This window comes from Martelella radicis (assembly GCF_014196625.1).
In the GTDB taxonomy this organism is placed as follows: Bacteria; Pseudomonadota; Alphaproteobacteria; order Rhizobiales; family Rhizobiaceae; genus Martelella; species Martelella radicis.
The window spans coordinates 1-13,956 of the sequence record NZ_JACIDZ010000010.1 but is presented as its reverse complement, the minus strand read 5'-3'; the positions used below and the strand labels follow the sequence as shown (position 1 = coordinate 13,956).

Genomic DNA, 13,956 nt, shown 5'->3' with positions numbered 1-13,956 from the left:
CGGGGAGCTCGCCATGCCGAGAATTTTCACTGCCCTCGAAATCCCGCGCGAACAGGCGTTAAGTCTTTCGCTGTTGCGCGGCGGCCTGCCCGGGGCCCGCTGGATCGATGTGGAGAATTACCACATCACTCTGCGGTTCATCGGCGATGTCGACTTCCGCACAGCCGACGAGGTCGTGCACTGGCTCGACCGGATCGAGCGTCCTTCCTTCCAGTTGAGCCTGACCGGAACCGGCGCCTTCGGCAGCAAGAAGCCGCATGCGATCTGGGCCGGCGTCTCGCCCGCGCCCGAGCTTTTTGCGCTGCAGGGCGAGATCGACCGGATTTGCCAGCGGCTGGGGCTCAGGGCCGACCCGCGCAAGTTTACCCCGCATGTGACGCTGGCGCGGCTTCGCGGATCGAAGGTGCAGGACGTGGTGGAGTATCTTTCCGCCCGCGGCAATTTCCAGACGCTGCCCTTCACCGTGCCGCGCTTCGTGCTGATGTCGTCGCGCGATTCCGTCGGCGGCGGCCCCTATCAGGTGGAAGAGGCCTTTGATCTTTATGATCCGAGCGAGGACTACAGCCTGGACATGAGCGACTGGCAGCCCGCCAAGAGCATGTGGTAGACGGTTTCAAACCCGTCATCGCCGCCGTAATAGGGATCCGGCACGTCCCGGCGCTCGCCGAGCGTATATTCCGAAAACAGCGCGACTTCGGCGGCGGAGCTGTTGCCGGCGAGCCGTTTCAGCGCGGCCATATTGCCGCTGTCCATGCCGAGAATGATCGAGAACCGGCTGAAGTCGACAGGTCTGATCTGCCGCGCGCGCTGGCCGGAGATGTCGAAGCCGTAGCGCCTGGCCGTTGCGCGCGACCGCGGGTCGGGGAGCTCGCCCTCGTGCCAGTTGCCGATGCCGGCGGAATCGGCGCTGAATTCGTCGCCGCGTCCGGCCTGTTCGGCAAGATGTGTGAACACGCCCTCGGCGAGCGGTGAACGACAGATATTGCCGCTGCAGACGAAGAGGATTGAGCGTTTTTCCGGTTGTGCCATGATGTTTACGCAATTGTCTGGAGGATCGGAGTTTCGATGATCGGGGAGACAATGCCATGAATGATGCGCGACTGGAACCTGAAGCGCTGCGGACGGCCATGCAATCGTGCGGGAACTGGGCGATCAGCGAGGACGACACCGCGATCTCCCGTGATTTCAAGTTTACCGATTTTCGCGAGGCCTTTGCCTTCATGAGCGAATGCGCGCTCGCCGCAGAGCGCCTTGACCACCATCCCGAGTGGAGCAATGTCTATAACCGCGTCGGCGTTTCGCTGACCACGCATTCCTCCGGCGGCATCAGCGCCCGCGACATCGAGATGGCCAGCATCATGGACAGGGCTGCAAGCCGTTTCGGCGTTTGAACCGGGGCCGCGCCGTCCTATATTCCGGTGCGAAGGAGCCTTTCATGAGTGACATCAAATATGGAGACATCCTCGAACCCGGCGACGAGGAGACCAGGGCCGAAAACGAACGAACGGTGCGCGAGGGGTTCTGGGCGAAACTGCGCAGGACGGCCGCTCATATTCCCTTTGCCCGCGATGCCGTGGCTGCCTATTACTGCGCGACCGACCGCGACACGCCGCTTGGCGCCCGCGTGGTGCTCTATTCGGCGCTGGCCTATTTCATCATGCCGGCCGATCTCATTCCGGACATCTTCCTGTTCGTCGGCTTTACAGACGATCTGGCCGTGCTCACCACGGCGTTGACGATGATCCGCAGAAATATGAGAATAGAGCATTACGACCGGGCGGACCGGGCGCTGACGACACTGGATAATGACTAAGTTTCAGTTCATGCCGCAATCTTGCCCTGATTGGCGGCATGTGTCGTTGCACCATCATCCAGGCTTCCGGCCTTCGCTAAAATCCACGTCATGTTGAGGTTTTGGTAACCTCGAATGCGTATTGAATTGAACGAATTCGAAACGTATCGGCCTTGCCGCTTTTTTGACAGGGCAGGGGCCGGCGGCAGCAGAGAAAATCGGCAGGATCATATGTTTGCAAGAAAAATCGTCCTCGTACTGGTCATTCTGTTCACCGGCGCCTCGATCGCTTCCGCGCAGACGCCGACGCCCATCCAGAAATTCGACGCCTGGGTCGCCTATTCCTATAATTCCGATGCCGGCAAGGTCTGCTATGTCCTTTCGGTGCCGGCCAAGAAGGAGCCGGCCAATGTCGACCATGGCGACAACTTCTTCGTCGTCACCAAATATCCGGGCCAGAACGTCACGCTCGAGCCGCAGGCCATGATGGGCTACAGCCTGCGTGACGGTTCGACCATCGATGTCATCGTCGACGGCAAGAGCTTCCCGATGTACCACAAGGGTCAGGGCGGCTGGCTGGAGAATGCCGCGCAGGAGCCGGCGCTGGTCGCGGCCATGAAGGCGGGCCGGACGATGGAAGTAAAGGCGACGTCAGCGCGCGGCACCAACACCACGCATACTTATTCGCTGATCGGCATCACCGCGGCGCTCGACAAGATCAGCACCTGCAAGTAGGCGCAGCAGCGCTTCCCGGACCCGGCCTCGGCCGGGTTTTTTGCGTCCGGCCCTGCAAACGGCGCGGGTGAGCCATGTGGCGAAAGGGATGACGGCGGGCGACGGGCATGATATAGGCACGCGGCAGATGCTCAGGCGCGCCTTGTTTGTGCGGCGCCTGATGAAGCTTGAAAGCAAACCCCTATATTCTTTCGCGGGTGGCGCGCTGCCGGGATGAAAGCCCGGCGCAGATGCGTCGATGACCCGCAATCGGCGTTTTTACGGGAGCCCGACAATGTCCGCTGTCGAAACCATCGATCTTGACGCTCAGCGTGCCAAGCCCCGCCCGAGACAGGCGGAAAAGAGCACCCTGATCGGTCTGTCCAAGCCGGAAATGGCCGAGGCGCTGTCTTCGATCGGCGTGCCGGACAAGCAGATCCGCATGCGCGTCAACCAGGTCTGGAACTGGCTCTATGTGCGCGGCGTCTCCGATTTTTCCGAGATGACCAATATGGCGAAGGACCTGCGGGGGAAGATGGCCGAGGCCTTCGATATCGCCCGGCCGGAGATCGTCACAGAACAGATCTCGACGGACGGCACCCGCAAATGGCTGATGCGCTTTCCCGCCCACGGCGCCGGCCGCCCGGTGGAGATCGAAACGGTCTATATCCCGGAGGAAGATCGCGGCACGCTGTGCATTTCGAGCCAGGTCGGCTGCACGCTCACCTGTTCCTTCTGTCACACCGGCACGCAGCGTCTGGTGCGCAATCTGCGCCCGGAGGAAATTCTCGCGCAGCTTCTGGTCGCCCGTGACGCGCTCGGCGATTTCCCGAACCGCGACGCGCCGAACGGCGCCTTCATTCCCGAGTCCGACCGCAAGGTCACCAACGTCGTGATGATGGGAATGGGCGAGCCGCTCTACAATTTCGAGGCGGTGAAGAAGGCGCTGCTGATCGCGTCCGCCGAGGACGGGCTGTCGCTGTCGAAGCGGCGCATCACGCTATCGACCTCCGGCGTGGTGCCGGAAATCTACCGCACCGGCGACGAAATCGGCTGCATGCTGGCGATCTCGCTGCATGCGGTGCGCGACGACCTGCGCAACATTCTGGTGCCGATCAACAAGAAATATCCGCTGGAAGAGTTGATCAAGGCCTGCCGGGATTATCCGGGGCTCTCGAACGCGCGCCGCATCACCTTCGAATATGTGATGCTGAAGGACGTCAATGACAGCCTGGAGGATGCGCGCGATCTGGTGAAGCTGCTGAAGGGCATTCCCGCCAAGATCAACCTCATTCCGTTCAACCCCTGGCCGGGGTCGAACTACCAGTGTTCCGACTGGGAGACGATCGAGCGTTTCGCCGATTTCATCAACCAGGCCGGCTATGCCTCGCCGATCCGCACCCCGCGCGGCCGCGACATTCTCGCCGCCTGCGGGCAGTTGAAGTCGGAATCGGAGCGTATGCGCAAGACCGAGCGCTTGGCCTACGAGGCGATGATGATCGCCAATCACGGGGATTGAGCGTCTTTCACCGCGCCTGCGTCAGCAATATTTTCACCGCAAACAGCGAAAACACGCCGGCGAACAGGTAGTCGATGGCGCGCAGCACGCGTTTGTGAGCCATCAGCCAGCCTGAAAGTCGGTCGGCGGCGACGACGATGGCAATCGTCGGCAGAAGCGCCACAGCGATGAAGGTGAAGCCGAGGAAGATCAGCTTTCCGGTGACGTTCGGGTCATGCGCCTCGACGAATTGCGGCAGGAAGGTCATGAAGAAGATGATGACTTTCGGGTTCAAGAGATTGACCCAGAACCCGCTTGCGATTGCCGCCCTCACACGGCCCCGCTTGCGCTCCGTTCTCGCTTCCGCCTCCAGCACGAAATTGCTGCCCTTGCGGATCGCCATCACCGCGATCCAGAACAGATAGGCAGCGCCCCCTGTCTTCAGGATCATGAAGGCCGTCGGCGAGGCGACGATCAGCGCGGAAACGCCGAAGGCGACCAGCATCGTGTGGACGCAAAGGCCGAGATTGGTGCCGATCAGCACGGCAAGCCCCGCAGCCCGACCCTCTTTCAGCGCCTTGTTGATCGATAGCGTCATGTCGGGGCCGGGGGTCAGCGCCAGAAGCAGGGTTGCCGCCGAAAAGGCGAGAAGCACGGGGAGCGAGGGAATGAAATCCATGAGAAACCGTCGAAACCTGGAACGCCGGCCGCGCGTTCACCGTTCAAGATGATTGCCGATAAGGTTAACAATCTGTAATGAGAGCGGAGCGGTTTGGCAACAATCCGCAGTGAGGCCCAGGGGCCGCCGACAGGACTGAAGGACGATTTTCTTGCGCATTCTCGACGAAGCCTTTTTCCCGGAACTGCCGAATTATTACCGCGGCAAGGTGCGGGAGAACTATGACCTGCCGGACGGGCGCCGGATCATCATCACCACTGACCGAATCAGCGCCTTCGACCGGGTCCTGGCCTCCATTCCGCACAAGGGCGCAATCTTGACGCAGATTGCGCGTTTCTGGTTCGACGCGACAGCCGATATTGCCGACAATCATGTCGTCGCCTATCCGGACCCGAACGTCGTCGTCGGCAAGAGGCTTGATATCCTGCCGGTCGAGATCATCGTGCGCGGCTATCTGGCCGGCACCACCGACACGTCCGTGCTGACCCGCTACAAGCGCGGCGAACGCAGGCTCTATGGCTTCGACTTTCCGGACGGAATGCGTGACAATCAGGTCCTGCCGGAGCCGATCATCACGCCGACAAGCAAGGCCTTCGACGGCGGTCACGACGAGCCGCTGACGGCTGACGAGATCATCGAGCGTGGCCTCCTGACCAAGGCGCGCTGGGGCGAGGTCTCCGAAAAGGCGCTGGCGCTCTTTGCCCGCGGCCAAGAAATGGCTGCGCGCCAGGGGCTGATCCTTGCCGACACGAAATACGAGTTTGGTATCGATGCCGAGGGCAATCTTCTGCTCGCCGACGAGATTCATACGCCCGATTCGAGCCGCTACTGGATGGCCGACAGCTATCAGGCGCGCTTTGCGGCCGGCGAGCGGCCGGAAAGCTTCGACAAGGATTTCATCCGCACCTGGGTGGTCGAGCGCTGCGATCCCTATTCGGACCCGATCCCCGAGATCCCGCGCGATGTGATCGAGGCGGCGTCCGGCGTCTACGCCCGGGCCTTCGAAATGATCACGGGAACGCCGTTCGTGCCGGATGAGAGCGGCGCAAGCGTGAAGGACCGGGTGCGCGCCAACCTCGCGGCCTATTATCCGGAGGCGGACTGGGGAGAGGCGTGATGCGCAGACCGCGGCGATCGGCAGAAGAAACACGCGAGGCCATCCTCGAAACGGCGGAACGGCTATTTCGCGCGCGCGGCTACGCCGCCGTCTCGATTGCCGACATTGCCGGCGAGCTTGGCATGTCGCCGGCCAACGTCTTCAAGCATTTCCGCAGCAAGCTGACGTTGGGGCGCGCCATCGCCTATCGTCATGCCCGCCGCCTTGCCGAACGCTGCTCGATCGAGGACCTTTCGGACCCGCCGGACCGTCGGCTGACGACCTTCCTTTCGCGGCTTTCGCGCGAACATGTGCGCGACAAGCGCGAGAACCAGTACCTGTTCGAGATGATCCCGCTGGTGTTGGAAGATCCGGCCAAGGGCGGCCGTATCTATCGCCGGCTCGTCGAGGAAAAACTGTGCTCGCTGATCGCCGAAGGCATGGAGGAGGGGATCTACGGCCCGGGCGATCCCGTGCGCGATGCCGCCGCGATCGTCGACATGCTTGGCTGCGTCCTCAATCCGCGCATGATTTCATGTGCCGATCCCGCAACACTGGCTGACAAAACGCAGCTGATCGTCGCTCTTGTCGACGGCGGATTGAAAAACCGCGTTGTAAAGTGACGTTATCTGCGATACGTCACCAAAGAGATTCGTTTTGTGCCTTGTGGCGAACTTTTGCCGCGATCGTCGACACGCGAGATATTGAGTTTCTGCGCTGTTAGGATTGTGTTAAGAAAGTGCCCATTGATTGATTTTCTATTCTGGATAGGTGCCCATGCTGTCGCGCAAGCTTCCAATTGCCGCTCTTAGTGTTCTTGCAATGGCGCTTAGCGCTTGCAGTGATGACGGTAAGCAACAACAGGGGGGCATGCAGATGCCGCCGCCCCAGGTTGGCGTCATCACGCTTGAAAAGCAGTCGGTGCCGATCACCACGACGCTTCCGGCGCGCGCGGTTTCCTATCGCTCTGCTGAGATCCGGCCGCAGGTCACTGGTATCATTACCGAAAAGGCCTTCAAGGACGGCGCCTTCGTTGAAGGGGGCGACCTGCTCTACCAGATCGAGCAGGATACCTACGAGGCCAATCTGGCCCAGGCGCAGGCCTCGCTCGACAAGGCCAATGCCACGGTTCCGGGCCTTGAGGCCAACTACGAACGCTACAAGCGGATCGTCAATCAGGGCGCGACCGAGATCCAGCTGACCGACGCGCAGACCTCCTACGAGCAGGCGCTGGCGGATGTCGAATCAGCCAAGGCCGCAGTGAAGACGGCGGAGATCAATCTCGGTCACACCGACATTACCGCGCCGTTCGACGGCGTTGTCGGCGTCTCCAATATCTCGATCGGCAACCTTGCCTCGCCGACGTCCGCGACCCCGCTGGTCAGCCTCAATCAGCTCGATCCGATCTATGTCGACATGTATGAGTCGGCCGCCCAGGTGCTGAGCGCTTCCGGCAAGTATCCGGATTTCAAGAGCGAACAGGACCTCTCCAGCGTCAAGGTCGTCGTCAAGCTTGATGACGGCAGCGACTATTCGGTCGCAGGCCATCTCGATGTTTCAGAGCGGACGGTGAATGAATCGACCGGCACGGTCAATCTGCGCGCCGTGTTCGACAATCCCGACAATGTCCTGCTTCCCGGCATGTTCGTGCGCGCAACGCTGACGGTGGCCGAGGAGGAGGGCTACCTCATTCCGCAGCTTGCGGCCCAGATCGAGGCCGGCGGCAAGGTTTCGGCCATGTTCGTCACCAACGACAACAAGGTCGAGACGCGTGTGTTCCAGAATGTACGGGTCTCCAACGACTCCTGGCTGGTGACCGACAATGTCTCCGACGGCGACCGTCTGATCGTCGACGGCTTCCAGCGTCTGGTCGGCGGCATCACCGATGTCACGCCGGTTCCGGTCAAGATCAATGAGGACGGCGTCGTGGTCGACGCGAATTCGGGCTCTGGTTCGTCTTCCGGGTCGTCCTCCGGCTCGAGCTCCGGCAGCGGCGCTTCGGGTTCATCGTCATCAGGCGGAAACGGCTGAGCGTGAAGGTGTTCAGGCTCCAGAACCCAAGCGCTCGAGGAATATTGAATGGCTAATTTCTTCATCAACAGACCGGTTTTCGCCTGGGTGATCGCGATCGTGATCATGCTGATCGGCGGTCTCGGTATCTCGCAACTGCCGGTCTCCCAGTACCCGCAGATTGCGCCGACGACCATTTCCCTTCAGGCAACCTTCCCGGGCGCGAGTGCCAGAACGGTCGAGACGACGGTGACCAACGTCATCGAGGACGGTCTTTCCGGCTTCGACGACATGCTCTACCTGACATCGACCTCGAGCCCCGGCCTGTCGCAGATTTCGGTCATCTTCGGTCCGAGCATCGATCCGGAAATCGCCCAGGTCGAAGTGCAGAACAAGCTCCAGCTCGTGCAGCCGCAATTGCCGGAGATCGTCCGCAGCCTCGGCATCACGGTCAGCCGTTCGTCCTCGAGCTTCCTCATGGTCGTGGCGCTAACGGATGAAAGCGGCAACTACTCCGCCGCCGATCTTGGCAATATCATCGACAGCACCATCAACGACCCGATCTCGCGTCTCGACGGCGTCGGCAGCGTCCAGGGCTTCTACACGCCCTATGCGATGCGCATCTGGCTCGATCCCTACAAGCTCAACCAGTATAATCTTACGGCTTCGGACGTTTCCAGCGCCATCCGGGCGCAGAACCAGCAGGTCGCGGTCGGCGATGTCGGCGACAACCCCGTGCTCAAGGGGCAACAGCTCAGCATTACCGCCGTGTCGTCGGCTCAGCTCGAAAACGTCACGGAATTCGAGAACATCATCCTGCGCACCACCGAAAACGGCGCGACGGTAACGATCTCGGATGTCGGGCGGGTCGAGCTCGGCCAGCGCTACTACCAGTTCAGTACGTTCTACAACGGGCTCCCGGCCGCCGGTTTCGCCGTCGAGCTCGCCAACGGCGCCAACGCCGTGCAGACTTCGGCGCGCGTGACCGACTTCATGGACTCGATCAAGCCGACCCTGCCTGAAGGCGTCGACATCATCTATCCCTACGACACGACGCCCTTCGTCAAACTGTCGATCGAGCAGGTGGTCCATACGCTGTTCGAGGCAATCGTGCTCGTCTTCGTCGTGCTCCTTGTCTTCCTGCAGAACCTGAGGGCGACGCTGATCGCCACGCTTGTGGTGCCGGTCGTGCTCCTCGGCGCCTTCGGCGTGCTCGCCTTTGCCGGCTTCTCGATCAACACGCTGACCATGTTCGCCATGGTGCTGGCAATCGGTCTTCTTGTGGATGACGCGATCGTCGTGGTGGAGAACGTCGAACGCATCATGCATGAAGACGGGCTTCCGCCGAAGGAAGCCACGCAGAAATCGATGGGCGAGATTTCAGGCGCCCTGATCGGCATCGTGATGGTGCTGACGGCCGTGTTCATTCCGATGGCCTTCATCGGCGGTTCCACGGGCATCATCTATCGCCAGTTCTCGATCTCGATCGTGGCCGCGATGATCCTGTCCGTGCTGGTCGCGATGATCTTCACGCCGGCGCTTTGCGCCACCTTGCTGAAGCCCGTCGATCCGACCAAGAAGGATCGCGGTCTCTCCGGCATGTTCAATCGCGGCTTCAACAGCGTCACCAATGGCTACACGAATGCCGTCGGCTTCCTGCTGAAGATCCCGCTGATCGTGTTCGCGGTGTTCGCCGTGCTGCTGTTCGGCGTCTATCACTACTTCATGCAGCTGCCGGAATCCTTCCTGCCGGATGAGGACCAGGGTTCGCTGTTCGTGATCATCAACCTGCCGACGGGCGCAACAACGGCGCGCACGCAGGCGGTCAGCGATCAGGTCTCGAGCTACTTCAGAAACCAGGAGAAGGATGCGGTCGAGGCCGTGTTCAACGTGCTTGGCTTCTCGTTTGCCGGACAGGGCCAGAACTACGCGATGAGCTTCATCGAGTTGAAGCCCTTCGAGGACCGCACCACGGCTGCGCTGACGGCCTCGTCCGTGGCTCAGCGCGCCAACGGCTTCTTCTACACCCATGTCCGCGACGCGCAGGTCTTCGTCGTTCAGCCGCCGGCAATTCCGGGTCTCGGCCAGTCGACGGGCTGGACCGGTTATGTGGTCGACAGCGGCAACCAGGGCCAGGCAGCGACGCTTGCCACGACCCAGCGCATCATTCAGCAGATGAATGGCGGCGGCATTGCCGCGCAGGTCCGCACCGACACGCTGCCGAACGAGACGCAGATGCTGATCGATATCGATGAGCAGCGCGCCGGCGCCTATGGCGTCAGCATTTCCGAAGCCACCGGCATGTTGTCGACGATCTATGCGGGCTCGAACATCAACAACTTCACCCTGAACGACAAGGTCAAGAAGGTCTATGTCCAGGGCGATGCGCCGTACCGCATGCAGCCCGAGGATATCTACAAGTGGTATGCCCGCAATTCGAGCGGGGAGATGGTGCCGTTCTCGGCCTTCACCGATATCGACTGGACCACCGGCGCGCCGTCGCTGTCGCACTATAACGGCAACACCGCGGTCGACATCCAGGGTTCGACCAACCCCGGCTATAGTTCGGGCGAGGCGATGAACCAGCTTGTCTCCATGGTCGATTCTTCCCCCGGCGGCTTCACCGTCGCCTGGACGGACATGTCGTTGCAGCAGGTGATCTCGGGCGATGAGGCGGCCTATCTCTATCTCGTCTCGATTGTCTTCGTGTTCCTGTGCCTTGCCGCGCTTTACGAGAGCTGGAGCATTCCGTTCTCGGTCATTCTGGCGGTTCCGGTCGGTATTCTCGGCGCGGTCGTGGCGGCCAACCTCGATGGTCAGGACAACGACATCTATTTCAAGGTCGGGCTTCTGACGACGATGGGCCTTGCGGCGAAGAATGCGATCCTGATCGTGGAGTTCGCGCGCGAGCAGAGCGAGAAGGGCGATTCGCTCTTTGACGCGGCCGTCCACGCGGCGCGCATGCGTCTGCGCCCGATCATCATGACCTCGCTTGCCTTCATTCTCGGCGTCACGCCTCTGGTGATGGCGACCGGCGCGGGTTCGGCCGCGCAGAATGCCATCGGCATCGCCGTCTTCGGCGGCATGCTGGCGGCAACGACCTTGGGCATCTTCTTCGTGCCGTCCTTCTTCGTCGCCGTTTGCCGCGTCATGGGCATCGGCAAGAAGGAAGACAAATCGGCAGAAGAGCAACAGATCGTTTAAAAGAAAATTAACAATATTGCGCCGGCCTCGTGCCGGCGTCTAAAAGAGTAAGGGTAGGCGGCCCGGGTTCGGGCTGCCGAGATGACAGGATTGAGACCATGGTGTTGAGCCGCGTTACCCCCGTTCCGCTTTTGCTGCTGCTTCTGGCCGGCTGTGCCGTCGGCCCGGATTATGTGGCGCCGGAAACGGCCTTGCCGGACAAATTCTCCGAAGGCAGCAGCCAGAGCGTCGGCGACGTCACGGACGTCGCCTGGTGGAAGAGCTTCAACGATCCGCTGCTGAATTCCTATGTCGAAGCCGGCATGGCCCAGAACCTTTCGGTGCTTCAGGCGCTTGAGGCGATCGTGCAGGCAGAGGCCAATGTTGTCACCTCGACGGCCGGCGCCTTCCCGCAGGTCAACCTTCAGGCCAATGACACCGGCGCCGGCGCAGGCGGCGACGGCGCTTCGGCGCAGGCGCGCAAGACCTCCAACACCCTCGGCGGTTCCGTTCCGGTCTCCTGGGTGCTCGATCTCTTCGGTCTCTATCAGCGCGCCGGCGAAGCGGCCATGGCCCAGTTGGACGCGGCCTATGCGAGCGCCGACGTCGCCAAGCTGACCCTGATTTCCAGCCTGATCGACTCCTACATCAATGCCCGGCTTTATCAGGAACGGCTGTCGATCGCCCGTTCCAACCTGAAGAGCCGACGCGAGACGCTGCGTCTGACCCAGTTCCAGCTGGATGCCGGCGCGGCTTCGAGGCTCGACGTGGTGCAATCGGAAGGTCTGGTGAACGCGCAGCTTTCCACCATTCCCCAGCTTGAGGCGGCCTATCGCCAGCAGGTCTACGCGTTGTCGACGCTGATGGGCCTGCCGGCGGCAACCCTGATCGACCAGATGAACAAGGTGAAGCCGATCCCGGTTACCCATGCGCGCCTCGCTTCCGGTGTTCCGGCGGACCTGATCCGCAACCGGCCGGATATTCGCGAAGCCGAACGCAATCTTGCCGCCGCGACGGCAGCGATCGGCGTTGCCGAGGCTCAGCTCTATCCGATGATCTCGCTGAACGGCACGCTGCAGGCCAGCGTCTCCGCCAATTCCCTCGGCAATGCCGGGCAGACCTCCTGGTCCTTCGGTCCGACGCTCAGCCTGCCGATCTTCGATGGCGGCGCGTTGCGCGCCAACGTTTCGAGCTCCGAATCCCAGGCGCGTCAGGCCTATCTCGCCTGGAAGCAGACAGTGCTCAACGCCGTGCAGGAAGTCGAGACGGCGCTCGCCGTTGTCACCCGCGACGGGCGGACGGTGTCGGCCCTGCGGGCGACGGTCGCTTCCTACCGCGATGCGCTTGAACTTTCGACCTCCAGCTACCGCGACGGTGCGACCTCGCTGCTCGATGTGCTTGACGCCCAGCGTGCCGTGTCCGACGCCGAGGCAAGCCTTGCCGATGCGATCGCGCAGCAGGCCGGCGATTTCGTCGCGCTCAATGTCGCGATCGGCGGCGGCTATGCGGCCCAGTAAGATCTAGAGCGGTTCCGCCTTTCTGGGAAACGCACAACCGCTCTATCTAATTGTTTTGACGCATTTTCGCGGACGTCAGATGTTTCCATCTGACTGCGAAATGCTCTAGCCCTTCGCAAATCTGTCTTTCCAGCTTGGCAACGCTCCCCTTTGCGGGAGCGTTTCTGCTTCATAGACCCCGCGCGCGATCGCCCGCGCCATGGTCCGCATTGCCTCGAGGCAGATTTCGGCAAAGGCCAGGTCATCGGGGGTCGGCTTTTCACCCGTCGCCGCCGAAAGCACAGTGTCTCCGTCAAAGGGAAGGTGGGCCGGATGGATTGCGCGGGCAAAGCCGTCATGCGCCATGATCGCCAGGCGGTAGGCCTGCTGCTTGGTGAGCGTTGCATCCGTGGCGATCACGCCAATTGTCGTCGCCGTGGTTGCCCCGCCCTTGATGGCAAGCGACAATGCGTCGGCAGGCACGGGCGCCGGCAGGCCCAACCCGCCGAATTCTGACGCATCTTCCAGCGCTGATGCCCAGAAATGTGGGCCGTTGCCAATTGTGACGCTGCCCATGGCGTTGACGGCTGCAAGCGCGCCGACCCGGAAGCCTTCAGCGGTTTCAAAGCTCGCCGAGCCAAGTCCGCCCTTGAGGTTGACGGTCGTCGCGCCGGTGCCCGCACCGGCCGTGCCGAGTGCGAAGGCGCCGGTTCTGGCCGCGCGGTAGGCCTCGTAGCCAAGGTCGCGGTATGGGGCGTGGAGGCCCCAGTCCTTGTCTCCGCCGTTCAGGAGATCCATCAGGATGGCGCCTGGCACGATCGGAATGCGGGCGGGCCCGAGCGCCAGTCCGCGACCGTCAGCCCTCAGACCGGACTGAACGCCGCCGGCGGCATCAAGGCCGAAGGCCGAACCACCGGAAAGCACGAAGGCATCGACAGTCTGGACCGTGCGGCCGGGGTCGAGCAAAAGGAGGTCACGGCTGCCCGGCGCTCCGCCAAGAGAAAGTCCGGACGCGATGACGGGCCGGTCGAAAACGATTGCCGTCACGCCGGAGGCAAGCTTGCGGTCCTCCGCGTTGCCGACGCTGATGCCGGCAATATCGGTGATGAGATTGCGCATGTCTGCCTCCCGGTCATATGCCATACCGATATCAGCAAACATTGGCGTCCGGGTGCAGGAAAGCAGGAAGAGTCGGATTTTTTCAGATTTTTGAAAAATGCGTGTTGACTTTGAAGGGCGCTTCACCCTATATGCGCATCACCGACGGGGTCGACGGTCGCTCTCGCGACCAACGATGTTGACCTCACTTCCGCCGATTAGCTTCGCTGATTGACGTGTTTGAACTCCAGGGTTTTGGCACGCGGAATGGTATTTGGATGCGATGAACTTCGCATCGGTTATTTGGACAATTGAATATTTGAAGAAAGAGAAACGTGGCGAGCGGCTTTGTCGGTGAGCTTTCGGGCTTACCAAAGAGACTTAAGAAGC

The 13,956-nt window shown here is 61.6% G+C and carries 13 protein-coding genes; 10 read left to right on the top strand and 3 right to left on the bottom strand.

From position 1 onward, the window contains the following. The first annotated feature begins 13 nt into the window (after window positions 1-13). Window positions 14-607: an RNA 2',3'-cyclic phosphodiesterase gene (gene thpR, locus GGR30_RS14660; protein WP_183487596.1), complete on the top strand. Its 594-nt coding sequence runs from the start codon at window positions 14-16 to the stop codon at window positions 605-607. Here the strand turns inward: thpR and GGR30_RS14655 are convergent. After that, the gene (locus GGR30_RS14655) at window positions 559-1,029 is read right to left on the bottom strand and encodes a low molecular weight protein-tyrosine-phosphatase (RefSeq protein ID WP_183487594.1); all 471 of its coding nucleotides are present in this window, start codon (window positions 1,027-1,029) and stop codon (window positions 559-561) included. The genes thpR and GGR30_RS14655 overlap by 49 nt on opposite strands. A gap of 56 nt (window positions 1,030-1,085) precedes the next feature. Here GGR30_RS14655 and GGR30_RS14650 point away from each other — a divergent pair, with 56 nt between their 5' ends. The 4 genes from GGR30_RS14650 to rlmN all read left to right on the top strand — a co-directional run bounded on the left by GGR30_RS14650 (window position 1,086) and on the right by rlmN (window position 4,025). Beyond that, entirely contained in the window at window positions 1,086-1,391 is a 306-nt protein-coding gene (locus GGR30_RS14650; RefSeq protein WP_183487592.1) for a 4a-hydroxytetrahydrobiopterin dehydratase, read from the top strand. A gap of 44 nt (window positions 1,392-1,435) precedes the next feature. Continuing rightward, window positions 1,436-1,813 carry a YkvA family protein gene (locus GGR30_RS14645; RefSeq protein ID WP_183487590.1) on the top strand — a complete coding sequence of 126 codons (378 nt, stop codon included), beginning with the start codon at window positions 1,436-1,438 and terminating at the stop codon, window positions 1,811-1,813. A gap of 210 nt (window positions 1,814-2,023) precedes the next feature. Then, a complete protein-coding gene (locus GGR30_RS14640) occupies window positions 2,024-2,527 on the top strand; it encodes an invasion associated locus B family protein (protein ID WP_183487588.1) in 504 nt (167 codons plus the stop codon). Window positions 2,528-2,801: 274 nt separating this feature from the next. Then, entirely contained in the window at window positions 2,802-4,025 is a 1,224-nt protein-coding gene (gene rlmN / locus GGR30_RS14635) for a dual-specificity RNA methyltransferase RlmN (protein WP_183487586.1), read from the top strand. A gap of 7 nt (window positions 4,026-4,032) precedes the next feature. On the opposite strand, the gene GGR30_RS14630 is transcribed toward rlmN, so the two are convergent. Then, window positions 4,033-4,683: a LysE family translocator gene (locus tag GGR30_RS14630; protein ID WP_183487584.1), complete on the bottom strand. Its 651-nt coding sequence runs from the start codon at window positions 4,681-4,683 to the stop codon at window positions 4,033-4,035. Window positions 4,684-4,834: 151 nt separating this feature from the next. Between GGR30_RS14630 and GGR30_RS14625 the strand changes: the two genes are divergently transcribed. From GGR30_RS14625 to GGR30_RS14605, 5 genes are all read left to right on the top strand, one after another. Then, entirely contained in the window at window positions 4,835-5,800 is a 966-nt protein-coding gene (locus GGR30_RS14625; protein ID WP_183487582.1) for a phosphoribosylaminoimidazolesuccinocarboxamide synthase, read from the top strand. After that, entirely contained in the window at window positions 5,800-6,402 is a 603-nt protein-coding gene (locus GGR30_RS14620) for a TetR/AcrR family transcriptional regulator (RefSeq protein WP_210288062.1), read from the top strand. Before GGR30_RS14625 ends, GGR30_RS14620 begins: the two co-directional genes overlap by 1 nt. Window positions 6,403-6,655: 253 nt before the next feature. Beyond that, complete coding sequence (locus tag GGR30_RS14615; protein ID WP_183487578.1) at window positions 6,656-7,810, top strand: efflux RND transporter periplasmic adaptor subunit; 1,155 nt, start codon at window positions 6,656-6,658, stop codon at window positions 7,808-7,810. Window positions 7,811-7,858: 48 nt separating this feature from the next. Beyond that, window positions 7,859-10,993 (top strand): efflux RND transporter permease subunit, encoded by a 3,135-nt coding sequence (locus tag GGR30_RS14610; protein ID WP_183487576.1) that lies wholly within the window; start codon window positions 7,859-7,861, stop codon window positions 10,991-10,993. Between the two features lie 98 nt (window positions 10,994-11,091). After that, the gene (locus GGR30_RS14605) at window positions 11,092-12,489 is read left to right on the top strand and encodes an efflux transporter outer membrane subunit (RefSeq protein ID WP_183487574.1); all 1,398 of its coding nucleotides are present in this window, start codon (window positions 11,092-11,094) and stop codon (window positions 12,487-12,489) included. A 105-nt stretch (window positions 12,490-12,594) separates the two neighbouring features. Here GGR30_RS14605 and GGR30_RS14600 read toward each other — a convergent pair whose 3' ends face one another. Continuing rightward, complete coding sequence (locus tag GGR30_RS14600) at window positions 12,595-13,587, bottom strand: P1 family peptidase (protein WP_183487571.1); 993 nt, start codon at window positions 13,585-13,587, stop codon at window positions 12,595-12,597. Window positions 13,588-13,956: the final 369 nt, after the last annotated feature.

Coding starts and splice junctions, on each gene's coding strand:
- GGR30_RS14650 (WP_183487592.1), top strand. CDS start 1,086: ATGAATGATGCGCGACTGGAACCTGAAGCGCTGCGGACGGCCATGCAA.
- rlmN (WP_183487586.1), top strand. CDS start 2,802: ATGTCCGCTGTCGAAACCATCGATCTTGACGCTCAGCGTGCCAAGCCC.
- GGR30_RS14610 (WP_183487576.1), top strand. CDS start 7,859: ATGGCTAATTTCTTCATCAACAGACCGGTTTTCGCCTGGGTGATCGCG.
- GGR30_RS14640 (WP_183487588.1), top strand. CDS start 2,024: ATGTTTGCAAGAAAAATCGTCCTCGTACTGGTCATTCTGTTCACCGGC.
- GGR30_RS14605 (WP_183487574.1), top strand. CDS start 11,092: ATGGTGTTGAGCCGCGTTACCCCCGTTCCGCTTTTGCTGCTGCTTCTG.
- GGR30_RS14615 (WP_183487578.1), top strand. CDS start 6,656: ATGCCGCCGCCCCAGGTTGGCGTCATCACGCTTGAAAAGCAGTCGGTG.
- GGR30_RS14645 (WP_183487590.1), top strand. CDS start 1,436: ATGAGTGACATCAAATATGGAGACATCCTCGAACCCGGCGACGAGGAG.
- thpR (WP_183487596.1), top strand. CDS start 14: ATGCCGAGAATTTTCACTGCCCTCGAAATCCCGCGCGAACAGGCGTTA.
- GGR30_RS14630 (WP_183487584.1), bottom strand. CDS start 4,683: ATGGATTTCATTCCCTCGCTCCCCGTGCTTCTCGCCTTTTCGGCGGCA.
- GGR30_RS14620 (WP_210288062.1), top strand. CDS start 5,800: ATGCGCAGACCGCGGCGATCGGCAGAAGAAACACGCGAGGCCATCCTC.
- GGR30_RS14655 (WP_183487594.1), bottom strand. CDS start 1,029: ATGGCACAACCGGAAAAACGCTCAATCCTCTTCGTCTGCAGCGGCAAT.
- GGR30_RS14600 (WP_183487571.1), bottom strand. CDS start 13,587: ATGCGCAATCTCATCACCGATATTGCCGGCATCAGCGTCGGCAACGCG.